At 64.3% G+C, this 16197-nt stretch carries 18 protein-coding genes; 10 read left to right on the top strand and 8 right to left on the bottom strand.

What is annotated here, in order from left to right; genetic code table 11:
* The first annotated feature begins 35 nt into the window (after positions 1-35).
* Both ABIC03_RS31650 and ABIC03_RS31645 read left to right on the top strand, forming a co-directional pair.
* Complete coding sequence (locus ABIC03_RS31650) at positions 36-944, top strand: helix-turn-helix transcriptional regulator (RefSeq protein ID WP_354063938.1); 909 nt, start codon at positions 36-38, stop codon at positions 942-944.
* 12 nt (positions 945-956) lie between these two features.
* Entirely contained in the window at positions 957-1349 is a 393-nt protein-coding gene (locus tag ABIC03_RS31645) for a group II truncated hemoglobin (protein WP_354063936.1), read from the top strand.
* A gap of 89 nt (positions 1350-1438) precedes the next feature.
* Here ABIC03_RS31645 and ABIC03_RS31640 read toward each other — a convergent pair whose 3' ends face one another.
* Positions 1439-2224 (bottom strand): IclR family transcriptional regulator domain-containing protein, encoded by a 786-nt coding sequence (locus ABIC03_RS31640; protein WP_354063934.1) that lies wholly within the window; start codon positions 2222-2224, stop codon positions 1439-1441.
* A gap of 110 nt (positions 2225-2334) precedes the next feature.
* On the opposite strand from ABIC03_RS31640, the gene ABIC03_RS31635 reads away from it, so the two are divergent.
* From ABIC03_RS31635 to ABIC03_RS31620, 4 genes are all read left to right on the top strand, one after another.
* The gene (locus ABIC03_RS31635) at positions 2335-3693 is read left to right on the top strand and encodes an aromatic ring-hydroxylating dioxygenase subunit alpha (protein ID WP_354063932.1); all 1359 of its coding nucleotides are present in this window, start codon (positions 2335-2337) and stop codon (positions 3691-3693) included.
* Between the two features lie 149 nt (positions 3694-3842).
* Positions 3843-5291 (top strand): glutamine synthetase family protein, encoded by a 1449-nt coding sequence (locus tag ABIC03_RS31630; RefSeq protein WP_354063930.1) that lies wholly within the window; start codon positions 3843-3845, stop codon positions 5289-5291.
* A 65-nt stretch (positions 5292-5356) separates the two neighbouring features.
* Positions 5357-6331, top strand: a complete 975-nt coding sequence (locus ABIC03_RS31625; protein ID WP_354063928.1) for an FG-GAP repeat domain-containing protein — start codon at positions 5357-5359, stop codon at positions 6329-6331.
* Positions 6332-6653: 322 nt separating this feature from the next.
* Positions 6654-7019 carry a hypothetical protein gene (locus ABIC03_RS31620; RefSeq protein ID WP_354063926.1) on the top strand — a complete coding sequence of 122 codons (366 nt, stop codon included), beginning with the start codon at positions 6654-6656 and terminating at the stop codon, positions 7017-7019.
* Between the two features lie 176 nt (positions 7020-7195).
* Here the strand turns inward: ABIC03_RS31620 and ABIC03_RS31615 are convergent, their stop codons facing one another.
* The 7 genes from ABIC03_RS31615 to ABIC03_RS31585 form a co-directional block, all read right to left on the bottom strand.
* Positions 7196-7924, bottom strand: a complete 729-nt coding sequence (locus ABIC03_RS31615; protein ID WP_275168469.1) for an ABC transporter ATP-binding protein — start codon at positions 7922-7924, stop codon at positions 7196-7198.
* Complete coding sequence (locus ABIC03_RS31610) at positions 7917-8684, bottom strand: ABC transporter ATP-binding protein (RefSeq protein ID WP_354063924.1); 768 nt, start codon at positions 8682-8684, stop codon at positions 7917-7919. The genes ABIC03_RS31615 and ABIC03_RS31610 overlap by 8 nt, the downstream gene beginning before the upstream one ends.
* Positions 8677-9621 (bottom strand): branched-chain amino acid ABC transporter permease, encoded by a 945-nt coding sequence (locus tag ABIC03_RS31605; protein ID WP_354063922.1) that lies wholly within the window; start codon positions 9619-9621, stop codon positions 8677-8679. Before ABIC03_RS31605 ends, ABIC03_RS31610 begins: the two co-directional genes overlap by 8 nt.
* Positions 9618-10535, bottom strand: coding sequence for a branched-chain amino acid ABC transporter permease (locus ABIC03_RS31600; protein WP_007615745.1), 918 nt, complete (start codon positions 10533-10535; stop codon positions 9618-9620). Before ABIC03_RS31600 ends, ABIC03_RS31605 begins: the two co-directional genes overlap by 4 nt.
* Before the next feature lie 311 nt (positions 10536-10846).
* Positions 10847-11065: a hypothetical protein gene (locus ABIC03_RS31595; protein WP_275168472.1), complete on the bottom strand. Its 219-nt coding sequence runs from the start codon at positions 11063-11065 to the stop codon at positions 10847-10849.
* 1 nt (position 11066) lies between these two features.
* The gene (locus ABIC03_RS31590; RefSeq protein ID WP_354063919.1) at positions 11067-11726 is read right to left on the bottom strand and encodes an acyl-homoserine-lactone synthase; all 660 of its coding nucleotides are present in this window, start codon (positions 11724-11726) and stop codon (positions 11067-11069) included.
* An 86-nt stretch (positions 11727-11812) separates the two neighbouring features.
* Positions 11813-12541, bottom strand: a complete 729-nt coding sequence (locus tag ABIC03_RS31585; protein ID WP_354063917.1) for a helix-turn-helix transcriptional regulator — start codon at positions 12539-12541, stop codon at positions 11813-11815.
* A 166-nt stretch (positions 12542-12707) separates the two neighbouring features.
* Here ABIC03_RS31585 and ABIC03_RS31580 point away from each other — a divergent pair, with 166 nt between their 5' ends.
* The 4 genes from ABIC03_RS31580 (at position 12708) to ABIC03_RS31565 (ending at position 16171) form a co-directional block, all read left to right on the top strand.
* Entirely contained in the window at positions 12708-12884 is a 177-nt protein-coding gene (locus tag ABIC03_RS31580) for a hypothetical protein (protein WP_007597932.1), read from the top strand.
* Positions 12885-13019: 135 nt separating this feature from the next.
* Positions 13020-13958 carry a LysR family transcriptional regulator gene (locus ABIC03_RS31575; RefSeq protein WP_354063914.1) on the top strand — a complete coding sequence of 313 codons (939 nt, stop codon included), beginning with the start codon at positions 13020-13022 and terminating at the stop codon, positions 13956-13958.
* Between the two features lie 144 nt (positions 13959-14102).
* Complete coding sequence (locus ABIC03_RS31570) at positions 14103-14981, top strand: shikimate dehydrogenase (protein ID WP_354063912.1); 879 nt, start codon at positions 14103-14105, stop codon at positions 14979-14981.
* A 59-nt stretch (positions 14982-15040) separates the two neighbouring features.
* The gene (locus ABIC03_RS31565; protein WP_354063910.1) at positions 15041-16171 is read left to right on the top strand and encodes an ABC transporter substrate-binding protein; all 1131 of its coding nucleotides are present in this window, start codon (positions 15041-15043) and stop codon (positions 16169-16171) included.
* Positions 16172-16197 lie beyond the last annotated feature (26 nt).

The following is a 16197-nucleotide window of genomic DNA, read 5'->3' as shown; positions in this document are numbered from 1 at the left end:
AGACCTCCGCACAAGAAGCCCGTGATCCGTAGTCCATGACCGACAGTCCCGACGCCGAATCCCGATTTCTCGAACAGCTCGGCCAGCGCGTGCGCACCATGCGCGCGCTGCGCGGCATGTCGCGCAAGGTGCTCGCCAAGGTATCAGGGATTTCGGAGCGCTACATCGCGCAGCTCGAAAGCGGCAAGGGCAATGTCTCCATCGTGCTGCTCCGCCGCGTCTCGGACGCTATGGGCGCGCATCTCGAAGATCTGCTTCCCTCGGTCGATCCGACCCCGGACTGGCAGATGTTTCGCGATCTCTTGCGCAAGGCGACGCCGGCGCAGATCGCGCAAGCCAAGGATTTACTTGCGGGCGGCAGCGCAACCGCGCCGCGGCGCGCGCCGTTCTGCGGCATCGCGCTGATCGGCCTGCGCGGCGCCGGCAAATCGACGCTCGGCAGGATGCTGGCGAAGAAGGTCGGCTGGAGTTTTGTCGAGCTCAACAAGGAGGTCGAACAGCAGAACGGCCTCTCGGTCGCCGAGATCATCGCGCTCTATGGCCAGGAAGGTTTTCGCCGCATGGAGCAGGCGGCGCTGCAGCAGCTGCTCGCGCGCAACGAGCTCATGGTGCTGGCGACCGGCGGCGGCATCGTCTCGGAGCCCTTGACGTTCGACCAGATCCTGTCGTCGTTCTACACGATCTGGCTGAAGGCCGAGCCCGAGGAGCACATGGCCCGCGTCCGCCGGCAGGGCGATCTGCGCCCGATGGCCGACGACCGCTCCGCCATGGCGGAGCTGCGCAACATCCTCTTGAGCCGCGAGCCGCTATATGCGCGCGCGACGGCGGTGGTGGACACGGCGGGACTGTCCGTCGATGCCGCCGCCGCGCGCCTGATCGATGCGGTGCGTCCGGTGCTGCAGAACGAAGCGCGCAGCTTCGGGCTGCGCAGCGTGGCGCTGTAGGTCTGAACGTCCATGGCCGATAGCGACGTCGCACTCTCCATGTTCGAGCGGATCGGCGGCAGCGCCACGATCAATCGACTGGTCGATCGTTTCTATGAGCGGATGGATACGCTGCCGGAGGCGAAGATCATTCGCGCGATGCATGCGGACGACCTCGGCCTCATCAGGGATGTGCTGAAGCGCTATCTCACCGAATGGACCGGTGGCCCGAAACTGTATTCAGTCGAGAAGGGCCACCCGCGGCTGCGCCAGCGCCACATCGGCTTTGCCATTGGCGACGCCGAGCGCGACGCGTGGATGCTTTGCATGCGCGGCGCGCTGGAGGAGACGGTCGTCGGCACTGCCGCGCGGCAGGATCTCGAGCGCGCTCTGACCCGCCTCGCCGATTGGATGCGCAACCGGTAGCGGCGCTGTAGCCCGGATGGAGCGCCAGCGTAATCCGGGAAGGTCTCGCCTGCGATGATATCCCTGGATTTCGCTTCGCTCCATCCAGGCTACAACAGTTGCGACCGCACCGCCTCCGCGCCCTCACGCAACAGCGGCAAAAATCGCTCGATCAACTCCTGCTCCGGCACGCGGTCGACATGGGCGCCCATGTTGATGGCGGCGACGATCACGCCGTCGTAGCGGCGGACGGGGACCGAGATCGAGCGGAAATGCGGCTCGGCCTCGCGATCGACCAGCGCGTAACCCTGCGCGCGGTCGGCGACGATGCGCGCGAGCAATGCCTTGGGGTCGGTCACCGTCTGCGGCGTCAGCGCCTCGCGCTTCATCGCTTTCAGTCGCGCGGCGAGCTCGGCGTCGTCGAGCTGGCCGAGCATGGCGCGACCGACGGAGGTGCAAAAGGCTGGAAGCCGGTAGCCGATGTCCAGCCCACCTGAAAACATCCGCGCCGGACTGCTGCGCGCGATGAACACGACCTCATCGCCGTCGAGTACCGCAAGCGAGGAGATTTCCTTCGCCGCTGTCGCAACGCGGTCGAGCACCGGTTGCAGGACCGTGACGAGCTGGCTCGACCGCAGATAGGACGCGGCGAGTGTCAGCACATGTGGCGTCAGCGAGAACAGCTTGGCGTCGCCACTGACGAAGCCGCCGCGCTGGAGCGTGAACAGCATGCGCCGCGCGGTGGCGCGTGGAAGCTCCGCGGCACGAGCGAGATCGCTCAGCGTCATCGGGCCCGCCGTGGTGCCGAAGCATTGCAGCAGGCGCAGCCCGCGATCGAGGCTCTCGACGAAATCCGTCGCGCGCTCGTCGCTCTCGCTTCGTTTCAGCTTGGGCATGGGTGTCGGGATCCTGCAAAAAAGTGCTTGCTGCCGGATCGAGGCATGTCATAATTCGCCCATTCGTTCAATAGGCGAACAGACGCCACTCCACAAAGGATGCACTCGCCATGATGAGCCAGGAGCAGAACGACCTGATCACCCGCACCGGGCCGAAGGACCCATGCGGCAAGCTGATGCGGAGCTACTGGCAGCCGGCGGCGCTGGTGGACGAGCTCGACGGCGATCGTCCGATCCGTCCCGTCAGATTGCTCGGCGAAAACCTGGTTCTGTTCCGCGACGAGACCGGGCGCTACGGCCTGATCGATCGCCACTGCGCGCATCGCGGCGCCGATCTCGCTTTCGGACGGCTCGGGCACGGCGGCCTGCGCTGCGCCTTTCATGGCTGGCTGTTCGACGCCACCGGCCAATGCATCGAAACCCCGGCCGAGCCGAAGGACTCGAAGCTCTGCCAGAACATCCGTCAGCGCTCTTATCCCGTGGTGGAGAAGAGCGGCATCCTCTGGGCTTATCTCGGCGAAGGCGAGCCGCCGGCATTTCCCGAGCTCGATTGCTTCGTCGCCCCCGGCACGCACACATTCGCGTTCAAGGGGCACATGGCCTGCAACTGGCTCCAGGCGCTCGAAGTCGGCATCGATCCCGCACATGCCTCCTATCTGCATCGCTTCTTCGAGGACGAGGACACCTCGACGGCCTACGGCAAGCAGTTCCGCGGCGCATCGGCAGGCTCCGACTTGCCGATGACGAAGATTTTGCGCGAATACGATCGTCCGATCATCAATGTCGAGCACACCGAATACGGCCTGCGGCTGATCGCGCTGCGCGAAATTGACGAGGAGCGCACCCATGTGCGCGTCACCAACCAGCTCTTCCCGCACGGCTTCGTCATCCCCATGAGCACGGAGATGACGATCACGCAGTGGCACGTGCCGGTCGACGACGAGAACTGCTACTGGTACGCGATCTTCACCAGCTATTCGAATCCGGTCGACAAGAAGAAGATGCGCGACCAGCGGCTCGAGCTCTATGAGCTGCCGGACTACAAATCTCGCAAGAACAGGACCAACGATTACGGCTTCGACCCGCACGAGCAGCAGACGGCGACCTATACCGGCATGGGCACCGACATCAACGTGCACGACCAGTGGGCGGTGGAATCGATGGGCGCGATCCAGGATCGCACCAAGGAGCACCTCGGCACGAGCGACAAGGCGATCGTGCAATACCGCCGCCTGCTGCGGCAGGAGATCGAGAAAGTCGCAGGCGGCGAGAAGCCGATGCTGCATCTCGACGAGGCCACCGCACGTTCGATCCAGGGCCCGGCGACCATGGACGGCATCGGGCCGACACGAGGCTGGGAGATCTACTGGATGGAAGTCGACGTCAAGCGCCGCCGCAGCGCGCCGTGGACGGCGCCGGTGCCGAAGGAGATCGCGGACAACGTGCATCGGCTGACGGCGGCGGAGTAGCACGGAATGCAGGTGCCTCCTTCGTCATTGCGAGCGCAGCGAAGCAATCCAGATTGTTTCCGCGGAGGGAATCTGGATTGCTTCGCTGCGCTCGCAATGACGGAATGTGTTGCAGCAGCGTCGCGCCTAACGACCAAGGAGCAATCAAAGTGACTTTCGTCGCGCGTCATGCGCTGTGGTCGGATGAGCAGACGGACGCTGCATCGCGCATGCGCCGCATCGTCGAGGAGAAGAACCTCGAGGTCATCCGCCTCGCCTTCCCGGACCAGCACGGCATTTTGCGCGGCAAGACCATCGTCGCCGCCGAGGCGATCGCGTCGCTTGAGAGCGGCTGCTCCATCACCACCACCATGCTCGCCAAGGACACCTCGCACCGCACGGTGTTTCCGGTGTTCACCTCGGGCGGCGGCTTCGGCATGAAGGAGATGGAGGGCGCGGCAGACGTGCTGATGGTCGCAGATCCCACCAGTTTTCGCGTTTTGCCATGGGCGCCGACCACGGGCTGGGTGCTGTGCGACCTCTATTTCAATGACGGCCGTCCCGTGCCATTCGCGACGCGCGGGCTGTATCGCAAGGTGCTCGACGAGCTCGGCACGCGCGGCCACGATTTCGTGGCGGGCCTCGAGGTCGAATTCCACATCTTCAAGCTCGAAGACGCGCATATGCGCCCGGAAGATGCCGGCCAGCCCGGCACGCCGCCTTCGGTGAGCCTGCTCAGCCATGGCTATCAATACCTCACCGAGCAGCGCTTCGATCAGATGGAGCCGGTGCTGGAGATCCTGCGGCGTGACATCGTCGCGCTCGGATTGCCTTTGCGCTCGGTCGAGGTCGAATTCGGGCCGAGCCAGTGCGAGTTCACCTTCGCGCCGAAGAAGGGTCTGGAGCCTGCCGACAACATGGTGCTGTTCCGCTCCGCCGTGAAGCAGATCGCGCACCGCCACGGCTATCACGCCACCTTCATGTGCCGGCCGAAGCTGCCGAATTTGTTCGCGAGCGGCTGGCATCTGCACCAATCGGTCGTCTCACGCGCGAGCGGCGAGAACCAGTTCATGGCCAAGGGAACGGCCAAGGAGGGCGGCGAGCCGCTCAGCGCGTTCGGCCGGGCCTGGCTTGCGGGCCTGCTCGACCACGCCCGCGCGTCGACCGCGTTCACCACCCCGACCATCAATGGCTACAAGCGCTACCGCTCCTATTCGCTGGCGCCGGACCGTGCGATCTGGGGCCGCGACAATCGCGGCGTGATGATCCGCGTGCTCGGCGCTGCCGGCGATGCGGCCACGCGCCTGGAAAACCGCATCGGCGAGCCCGCCGCCAATCCCTATCTCTACATGGCCTCGCAGATTCTCTCCGGCCTCGACGGTGTCGACCGCAAGCTCGATCCCGGCCCGTCGGCCGACACACCCTACGAAACCAAGGCGCCGCTCTTGCCGAAGTCGCTGCGCGACGCGGTCAGCGCGCTGAAGGACGATCCGTTTTTCCGCGAAAAGCTCGGTGCAGAGTTCGTCGATTACTACACCCACATCAAGAATGCCGAGATCGACCGCTTCCTGTCCGAGGTGACCGACTGGGAGCACCGCGAATATTTCGAGGTGTTTTGAGCCGCCGCCAACCGGCCGCTGATCCCCGCAACACGGCCGGATTTTCCAGGAGTACCATGATGCGGTTGCGCCCGGCGGTCCTGCTATTTTCCCTGACCCTGTCCGCGCCAGCCCTGTCCGCGCCAGCCCTGGCCGACTGGCAGGCGGGCACCGTGCGCGCCCCCGGCCGCGTCAGCGAAATTGACTTAGCGGATAGCGACGTCCGAATTGCAATCGGCACGAATTGGTACCAGTTCGACGCGAAAGCGATGCGCATGGTGCCGGCCGCGGCGCTCGAACGTCCGGCGCCGCCGCCCGGGGCCCTTGCGGATGGGCGCGTCGCGACAGGCCGCGATACCGTCGCGCGTGCCTGGCTCGCTGAGCCGACCGAACGCTATCACCACGGCGTCCTCGGCGATGCCATCGAGGCCGGTAGCCTGGTGATCGAGCCGCGCGGGGGCGGACAACGCACGCTGCGCCTGGATGGTGACGCCGTGTTCGAAGACCTCGAGCCGCGCGTCGCTGCGATCGGCGGCCGCGAAAGGATTGTGCTGGTCAAATCCTATCTGAAGCGCGGCTCCGCGCTGGCTGTCATCGATCCCACCTCGGCGGCCATCGTTGCGGAGACGCCTCCGATCGGCCACGCCCATGCTTGGCTCAACCCGGCCGGCATCGCCGATTTCGACGGCGATGGCACCACGGATATCGTGCTTGTCCGCCAGCCTCATGTGGTCGGGATTCTCGAAATGTGGTCGTGGCGGCATGATCGTTTGGAAAAATCGGCGGAAATTTCCGACGTATCGAACCATTTCATCGGCTCGCGGTCGCTGCACATGAGCTTTACGGCCGATTTTGATGGCGACGGCCATCCAGATCTCGCGGTGCCGGACCTCGAACGGCGAACGCTGCGGCTCATCGGGTTCGTCGCCGGCCCGCATGACATCGCGCGCATCAGGCTTCCGGCAAGGATCGCGACGAATATCGGCGGCGTGAAATACCGGGATCGTCCCGCACTCGTGTTCGGCCTCGAGGATGGCCGGCTGATGTTGGTCCACGATTAGGATCGCCGGGGGGCCGAGCCCACGATCGTTACCGACAGGCCCTCACGCCGGCGTGAGCCGGTTTCGCGCCGGTGCTTCCGACGAAACCTTTGACCTTGCCGACGAAGTCATTTTTCCGCCCCCGCGAAGATGGCCGGAAACGATGGAGGGTCACAATCCTCGGACTGATCAACAACGGAGTTCGATCATGTGGGGCCATCTGTTCAGCTTGATCTATCGCCTGTCCTGCCGTGCCACCTTGATCGAAATCGGGATGGGCCGCTCGCCGCGATAAAGGCAAGCGAGTTAGGTAAGACGGATTGTCCAGATAACGGAGGGTGTCATGCGAAAGATGATTCTGATCGCGGCAATGTCGCTGCTGGCAAGCCAGGCCGTTGCCGGCGGACCGCGGAGCCTTAGCCTTGCAGCGACAAATGCGAGCCACCAGACCGCCGACCCGGCAACGACAGCAGCCACGCCGCCACAAGCTCCGGCGGCAGCGCCTACGAATGTCCAGACGGCGACCACCGCCCCAGCTTCAACACCTCCGGCAGCGACTGCCACAACAAGTGCGGCCGCTCCGGCCGCAACTCAGCCCAGCGCCGCGCCGGTTGCCAGCGCGAGAGAAACGGCAAAGCCGAAACGTCGCCAGCCATCCACCGAGGCACGCGTGATCCGCGAACTGCATCGGCATGGGATTTATTGGTGATTGCCAACGTCGTCCTGGCGAAAGCCAGGACCCGTTACCCCAAAAAGGGTTTGGCGAAGAAGGTTGTTCGGTACTGATACTGCCCTCATAGGGAGACCTCGCGGTATGGGTCCTGGCTTTCGCCAGGACGACACCATCGGAAGCGGCCACGGCGTACCTCACCTCACCGCCCAGCCTCAGATTCCCAGATATTTGTGCTGCAGATCCGGCTCGGCCATTAGCTCTTCAGAGGTGCCGCTCCACACCGTCTTGCCGCGCTCGATGATGGTGTGGCGGTCGCAGATGCGGGCAAGGTGGTCGACGTTCTTGTCGACGACCAGGATCGACTGTCCCCGACTCTTGAGCAGCGACAGGCAGCTCCAGATCTCTTCGCGGATCAGGGGCGCCAGGCCTTCGGTGGCTTCATCCAGGATGAGGAGCTTCGGGTTGGTCATCAGCGCGCGGCCGATTGCGAGCATCTGCTGCTCGCCGCCGGAGAGCTGGTTGCCCATGTTGGAGGCGCGCTCGGCCAGGCGCGGAAACATCACGTAGATCGCCGCCAGCGTCCAGGGGTTGCTGCTATCGAAACGATCGGCGGCGGCCGCGACCAGGTTTTCGCGCACGGTGAGGTTCGGGAAGATCTGCCGCCCCTCGGGGACGAGGCCGACACCGAGTTGCGCTATCCGGTAGGACGGTTGCGTCCGCACTTCCGAGCCCGCAAAGCGGATGCTGCCTGCGCGCGCCGGCGTCAGGCCCATGATGGAGCGGATGGTCGTGGTCTTGCCCATGCCGTTGCGGCCCATCAGCGAGACCATCTCGCCTGATTTGACCGACAGGGACAAGCCGAACAGCACCTGGGACAGGCCGTAGCAGGTCTCGATGCCGTCGACCTCGAGCAGCGTGTCAGCCACCATATTTTCAGCCATGGTGCGTCACCACATGCGCCTCGCCGAGATAGGCGCGCTTGACGTCCTCGTTCGCCCGGATCGCGGCCGGATCGCCGGAGGCGATGACGCGGCCATAGACCAGCACCGAGATACGGTCGGCCAGCGCAAACACCGCCGGCATGTCGTGCTCGACCAACACGATCGAGACCTCTTTGCGCAGCTCCTGGAGCAGCTGCACCATGCGCTGGGACTCGGTGACGCCGAGGCCCGCCATCGGTTCGTCGAGCAGCAAAAGCTTCGGCTTGCTTGCCAGCGCAACTGCCAGCTCGATCTGGCGACGCTCGCCATGGCTGAGCCTGGACACCAGGACATCGGCACGATGGGCGAGACCGACGCGGTCGAGCGCGGCATGCGCGGCATCGCGCAGGCCTTTCTCCTTGCGCGCATTGGCAAAGAAGCGGAACGAGGTGCCGGCATGCGCTTGCGCCGCAAGCGCGACATTGTCGGCGGCGGTGAAATCGAGCAGCAGCGAGGTGATCTGGAACGAACGTGCCAGGCCCAGCGCGCAGCGGCGATGCGCCGGCAGATAGGTGATGTCGCGCCCCGCCAGCGAGACGCTGCCGGAATGCGGCTCCAGATGCCCGGTGAGCTGGCTGATCAGCGTGGTCTTGCCGGCGCCGTTCGGGCCGATGATGGCGTGCAGCTCGCCTGCGGCGACGTCGAGCGAGACGTTGTCCGTCGCAATGATGCCGCCGAAGCGGCGCACCAGCCTGTCGACGCGGAGCAGCGGCTCAGCCACGATTGAGCCTCCCGAGCAGGCCCATGATGCCGCCGCGACCAAACAGCACGATCAGCAGCAGCATCGGGCCCATGATCAGCGCCCAGTATTCGGTGAGCTGCGACAAAAACTCTTCCAGCAGCAAATACACCACCGCGCCGATGACCGGGCCGACCAGCGTGCCCATGCCCCCGAGGATCACCATCACCATGAGGTCGCCCGAACGCGTCCAGTACATCACGGCCGGGCTGACGAAATCGGTGTTGTTGGCGAGCAGCGCGCCGGCGAGGCCGCACATCATGCCCGAGATGACGAAGCAGACCAGCTGGTAGCGTTTCGAGGGAAAGCCGATCGCCTGCATGCGCTGCTCGTTGGAGCGCAGGCCCTGCAGGACGAGGCCGAAGCGCGAATTGGCGAGGCGCCAGATCAGGAAGACCACGCCGAACAGGCAGGCGAGGCAGAGATAATAAAACTGCGTCCGGTTCGACAGATTGATCAGCCCGGAGAAGTCGCTGCGCTTGTAGACGGTGAGGCCGTCATCGCCGCCATAGCGCGCCAGCCCCGAGGCGACGTAATAGGCCATCTGCGCGAAGGCGAGCGTGATCATGATGAAGTAAACGCCACGCGTGCGAAGCGAGAGCGCGCCTATCACCAGCGCGTAAGTCGCGGAGGCCGCGAGCGCGACCGGAAACTGGATGAAGCCGCTTCCGACGCCTTCCTGCGCCAGCATGCCGACCGCGTAACCGCCAATGCCGAGATAGGCGGCGTGGCCAAAACTCATCATGCCGCCAAAACCCATGATGAGGTTGAGGCTCGCGGCCGCCAGCGCCAGGATGACGATGCGGGTGAACAGCGTCAGGATGAAGATGTTGCCTGAGAGTTGCGAATAGAGCGGCAGCAGCACGAGGCCCGCCAGCATCAGGGCCGTCACGGCCTTGCTCACAGTGAATGACTTCATCGACGGTTGGCCGGAAACAGCCCCTCCGGCCGCACCACCAGCACGATCGCCATCAACAGGTAGATCAGCATGGACGACAGCGCGGGCGCGGCGGTGGAGGCCGCGGCGCCGCTCAGCACCTGCCGCAGCAGATTGGGCAGGAAGGCGCGGCCGAGCGTGTCGATCATACCGACGAAGATCGCGGCCAGGAACGCGCCGCGGATCGAGCCGATACCGCCGATCACGATGATGACGAAGGCGAGGATCAGGATGTTCTCGCCCATGCCGATCTGCACGGTAAGGATCGGCGCCTGCATCAGACCGGCAAGGCCCGCGAGCGCGGCACCGAGGCCGAACACCAGGGTGTAGAGCAGCTTGATGTTGATGCCGAGCGCGCCGATCATCTCGCGGTTGGAGGCGCCGGCGCGGATCAGCATGCCGATGCGGGTGCGCATCACGCCGAGATAGAGCAGCAGCGCAACCAGCAGCGCCACGACGATGATGGCCAGGCGATAAGCGGGATAGTGAATGCCCGGCAGGATCGGCACCGGCACCGTGAGCCAGGCCGGGAGCGGCAGCGCCAGCCCGGCAGGACCCCAGATCAGCCGCACGGCCTCGTTGAAGAACAGGATCAGGCCGAAGGTCGCGAGCACGTGGTCGAGATGGTCGCGTCCGTAGAGATGCCGCAGCGCGGTCATCTCGAGCACGATGCCGAGCACCAAGGTCGCGCCGAGCGCCAAGAGCGCGCCGAGCAGGAAGCTGCCGGTCCAGGCTGCGAAGGTCGCGGCGAAATAGGCGCCCATCATGTAGAGCGAGCCGTGCGCGAGGTTGACGAGATCCATGATCCCGAACACCAGCGTCAGGCCGGCGGCGAGCAGGAACAGCAGCAGGCCGAACTGCAAACCGTTCAAGAACTGTTCGACGACGAGCAGCATCAAAACTCTTTCAGGCGCACGCAGGTTCGCGCCGATGTTCGAACACGGTCGCCATCAGTGAAAGAGCTCCCCCTGCCTGTACAAGGCGGAAAAATGGGTAATGGCAGTATCGTTCCGAGGCAAGAGCGATTCGACATCCAACATGCACTTTGTTGCATGCCGATGCATGCGATCGATCCTGGCCCTCTAATCGGCCCTTGCAAGAAGACTGCCGCGCAGGATGGGTCAACCTGCCGCACCCAAACGGATCACCCTCCCTCCGTTGCCGGAGAGAGGGTGTGAAAATCGTCGCAACGTTGGGAAGGAGACGCCTAGTGCGACGTCATCTGCCGGGAATGGTCATCCGGTTCGGCGAGCACGCTGTTGGCTGTCGAGGCCTCCAGCGCCGCCATCCGGAAAAGATAGGCGAGCGTCGCCAATCCGGTGTCTTCCGCCATCTCCGCGAGTTCGAGCGCCATGTCGGACATGTAGCCGAGATTTTCGTCCTTGATTTGCGCCATGATCTGGCTGTCCCGCATCATATTCGACATCTCAGGCGCTCTTTCGTTGCGCGGCAGCGAGGCCGCAGAGGTTGGCAAGGGCGATGCAATCGATACGCGGACCGTCCTGATGCATGACGTTTGTCATTCCGATACGGTCACACACGGCATCCAGCGACTCTTGACGGATCTCGATCGTGGCCGCCATCGTCCAGGAATTCTCGACCAGCGCCGGCAATCCCAGCGGCGTGACGATGAATCCGATCTCGTGGAAGCGCGGCAGCCACCAGGTCTCCATGACAAGACAGAGACGCTCGATGCCCTGATCGAGACAGAACTCTTGCGCCGCTGCCATCAGTTGCCAATTGAACGCACCGTCGCGGCGCTCCCGCGAAACGAAGAAGCGTGACCACTCCCAGACGAGCGGGTTGGAGGGGCAACCGCGCACCGCGGCGAGATGCGGGAAGACCTCGCTCATCATCGTCGGCTTGGTGGTGGGATACAGGCGGGAGCCGCCGAGCACCCGGCGATTTTCGAGAGCCAGCAGGTAGATCGCGTCCTCATTGTCGTAGCTATCGAGTTCGCGGCCATCGGGCTTGCGCAGCGCCTCCCATTTCCGCTCCTCGACAAAAATCGGGTGACGCATCCTGAAATGTTGCTCGAGAACATCCTCGTAGAGGTGCCGGTTGGCGGCAGAAATCACATGAATCATTTATTCCCCCATTGTTCGAAATAAGGGGAACACTCACGGAAAACGGACAAAGCGACTATTGGGAAATTTCCCAGTAGGCGCGGATTTCAGGGGGTGATGATTCTGTGGCGGATCGCGATCGCAACCGCATGCGTCCGGTTGACGGCACCAAGCTTGCGCGCGGCAGTTGCAAGATGCTCTTCAGCGGTGCGCTGCGTGATGTGCAGGATCTCGCCGATTTCCCAGGCCGACTTGCCCTGCGAGGCCCAAGCGAGCACCTCGCGCTCGCGCGGGGTAAGGCGCATCGATCGATGCGGCGCCGGATGGAGCAAGCGGCGAATGTGCTCGAAGCCGTACATGCCGATCAGGTGCAGCGCCGGCTTGCTGCGCGCATTGAGGTCGAGGTGAACGCCACCGAGCGAGACGCCGGCCTCGTAGCCGGTCAATCCGTGGATCGGCACGACGAAGCCGCGCGACATGCGGAAATCGGCAGCGCGCCGCATCACCTCCACTGCGCCCGGCTCCAGCTCTGGATCGTACGGCGCCTCGGACCACTCGAAAGGGTTCACCGTCTGCCGGCATTTGCGGATTACGGGATCGACGCGGTCGTAGCCTTTCTGGGTATAGAGGCTGAACCACTCCGCCGGCCACTTCTTGGCGAGCACCATCTGGGAGAAGCGCTGATCGGGATTCGGCAAGCCGGTTACGATGATGTGCTCGAAGCCGTAGCGCCCGAACGCGGTCGCAAGCGCGTCCATGGCGTCAGGAACCTTGGTATAGGCTCCAAGCCCCTCAATGAAGTCGAGCGCTTCCCGGCCATAATCCACGGCGGACATCGGTGCGTTTCCTGACCCTCGCTGTCCGTTATAGCACGTCTTTGGGCACTGCCTCAATTCAGCGTTTCCGTAGTTTCCCGGTATCCCATTGACCCCGAAGGTTTAATCTACTTGTGGAAGAAGTGACGTCAAGATACACCTACGATGTCGAAGCGGGAACACCACGATGGAAGACGAGGACATCGCCCTCAACAGCGTGCTCGGCCTGGAACTCAACCGCGTGTTTTTTGCTGTCCGCGAAACGGCAAACAAGCAGAAGATCATCGAGTTCGCACGCGGAGTGCTGCAAAGCGAGCGCAGCAAGCCGGCGGAGAGCGCCTCGCCGGACGGACCGGCGAGCTAGAACGCAATTGAGGCAACCGACGCCGCTACAACAGATCGCGCGCCTTCCTGACCGCTGGCCGTCGTTACCGCTGGCTGACATCATGGCTCTCGTGAGATAATCGCCGCCAACGATTATCTTTCGGATGCCCGGGACATGATGACGCTGCGCCAGGTTGAAGTGATCCGTGCCGTGATGGTGACGGGCACTATCGGCGGCGCGGCGAAGCTGCTGAACGTTTCGGCGCCGGGTATCAGCCGCCTCGTCAAATACACCGAGCGCTCGCTCGGCATCCGCTTCTTCCAGCGCCAGAACGGCCGCTATTTCCCGACGCCGGAAGCCGAGAACATCTTCGAGCAGATCAACGGCGTCTACAAGAAGGTCGACGACCTCTCCGAGATCATCTCCAAAATCGGCCGCGGCGGATTGTCGGAGCTGCGGATCGGCTCGGTGCCGAGCATTTCGCAAGTCATGGTGCCGCGCGCGATCGAGCGGGTCCGGCGGCGCTATCCGGATCTCGGCATCGACATCAACATCCTCAAGCTCGAGGAAGCCATCGACTATCTCCTGCTCGGCCGCGGCGAGTGCGTTGCGATGAGCTACCGGCTCGAACATTCCGGGCTCGATTTCTTGCCGCTCGCCTCCGGCGAACTCTATTGCATCGTGCCGCCGGGCCACGAGCTCGCCGGCCGCAAGCAGGTCTCCGCGGCCGAGATCACGCGCTATCCGCTGATCGGCATCGATCCCAACGATCCCTACGGGCGGATCATGGCCGAGATCTTCGCGCGCCACCGGCTCGCGTACAACATCACCATCCGCGCCCGCTTCGGCACGACGGTCTGCGCGCTGGTGAAGGCGGGGCTCGGCATCGCCATCATCGACCAGTTCACGGTGGCCCATGGCGGCTATCCCGGAATCGAGCTGATCAAGATCACCGAGCCGACGCGGTTCGACACCTATATCGCGGTGAAGCGCGGCGCGCCGTTGTCGCTTCACGTCGAGTATTTCATCGAGGCCCTGCGCGCCGAGATGCGCGCGGTCGAGCCGTCGCGGGGCAAAGGCAGAGCCGCGCCGCCACGCGGGCGGAGGAAATAACATTATGTTAGGTTTGCAGGACAAGAGGGTAATTGTGTTAGGCGGGGGAAGCGCTATCGTCGCACGCGGAAGCCCCCTTGGAATTGCGCGGATTTCTCCGCTAATGGCCGGGACCGAACGCTCCCAACGAGACGATAGCGAACCATGTCAAAGCCCGGACACGCCGCCAGCAAAAAGCTTCTCACCGGCTTGATCGGCGCTCCCATTGCGCATTCCGCATCCCCCGCCATGCACGAGCGCGCCGCCGAGGCGCTGGGCTTGCGCGGCCATTACCAGCTCATCGAGGTGGCCGGCGCCGGCTCGGCCGAGCTCGCCATGATGCTGGAAGGCGTGCGGCGCCTCGGCTTTGCCGGCGTCAACGTCACTTTTCCCTACAAGGAGGCGGTGGTCCCGCTGCTCGATGAACTGGCACCGGGTGCGGCCGTCATGGGGGCGGTCAACACCGTCGTCGTCAGCCACGGCCGGCTGATCGGCCACAACACCGACACGACGGGCTTTGCGCGCGCCGTCGCGCCGCTGCTGGCTCCCTCTGGAAACGCGGTCGCCGTGATCGGCACCGGCGGCGTCGGCAAGGCGATCGCCTTTGCGCTGGCGAGCCTTGACGTGACCGACATCCGCATCTTCGACAGCGAGCCGGCACGCGCCGAAAAACTCGCCGCGCTGCTCGTCAAGCAGGGAGGCGCCAACGTCGCCGCAAGCGTCGAGGCCGCGCTCGACGGCGCAACGGGCCTCGTCAACGGCACGCCGGTCGGCATGCTGCCGAACCGGGAAACGCCGGTCGCGCCGACGCTGCTGCGTCAAAACCTATGGGTCGCCGATGCCGTCTACTCGCCGCTGATCACGCCGCTGCTGGCAGCCGCCCAAGCCAAGGGCGCGCGGATCATGACCGGGCGGGAGCTTGCGATCTACCAGGCCGCCGACGCTTTCGAACTGTTCACGGGCCTCGCCCCATCGACCGAGGTCATGGGAGAGGCATTCGACGAGGTGATGGCGGCACGAAGCTCGGCCCATCAGGCAGCGTAACCGAAGCGGCCGGACACAAGGCCGCGCACAACATCAACGAAAAAATCGGAGGAGAGACCATGAAATCGACCATTCTGGCAGGCGCCCTGCTTGCCTTCGCGACCGCAACCAGTGTCCACGCCCAGGCGATCAAGCTCGCCGACGTCGCCGAGTTGTCCGGCGGCGGCGCCACCGTCGGCACCAACTGGAAGAACGGCATCGACCTCGCAATCGAGGAGATCAACGCCAAGGGCGGGGTACTCGGCCGCAAGCTCGAAGTCACTCATGCGGACTCGCAATCCAACCCGGGCGTCGCGCGCGCGCAGGTGCAAAAGGCGCTCGACGCCGAGCCCTATGTGCTGCTCGGACCCGGCTATTCCGGCTCCGTGAAGGTCACCGCGCCGCTGGCGGCAGAGGCCGGCATCGCGCAGATCATGGGCGGCGAAGCCGCCGAGCTGACGCAGGCCGGGAACAAATTCCTGTTCCGCACCTCGTTCGGCCAGCAATCCTCGATGCCGAAGGTCGCCAAATACATTCACGACGACATGAAGGCGAAGTCGGTCGCTGTGGTCTGGGTCAACAATGACTTTGGCCGCGGCGGTCGCGATGTCATCGTCAAGGAGCTCGACCGCCTCGGCTCCAAGGTGGTCGCCGATCTCTCCACCGAGGCGGGCCAGGCCGATTTCGCCGCCGACGTCGGCAAGATCAAGGCTGCCAATCCCGACGCCGTGTTCGTCTATCTCAACGAAGAAGAGAGCGCACGCATCCTGAAGGAGCTGAAGCGCCAGGGCGTCACCGCGCCGCTGATGGGCGAGACCACGCTGATCGGGCAGAAGGTGATCGAACTCGCGGGCGATGCCGCCAACGGCGCGCGCGGCCATGTCGGTCTCACCACCGACGCGCCGGTCGACCTGATCAAGGCGTTTCGCGACAAGTTCGCGAAGAAGTACAATTACGTGCCCGACCATAACGGCCTGAAGGGCTATCTCGCGGTCTACATGGTGAAGGCCACGACCGATAAGATGGGCAAGGTCGATTCCAAGGCGTTCGCCGACAATCTGCATGGCCTGACCATCAAGGCCGCGGACGAGCCGGGCATCCTGATGGACGTCACCTTCAGCGACACCGGCGACATCGACCGCCAGAGCTTTCTGGTCGAGGTGGTCGAAGGCAAGCAAGTGGTGAAGCAGGTGCTGCCGAAGGTGAAGTGAGGTCTTTGCCCCTCGCCGCGCCTGTC

The sequence above is a fragment of the Bradyrhizobium sp. RT6a genome (assembly GCF_040547675.1).
Taxonomy (GTDB): Bacteria; Pseudomonadota; Alphaproteobacteria; order Rhizobiales; family Xanthobacteraceae; genus Bradyrhizobium.
Note: the sequence above shows the minus strand (reverse complement) of the source record. Positions and strands in the feature narration are given on the sequence as shown.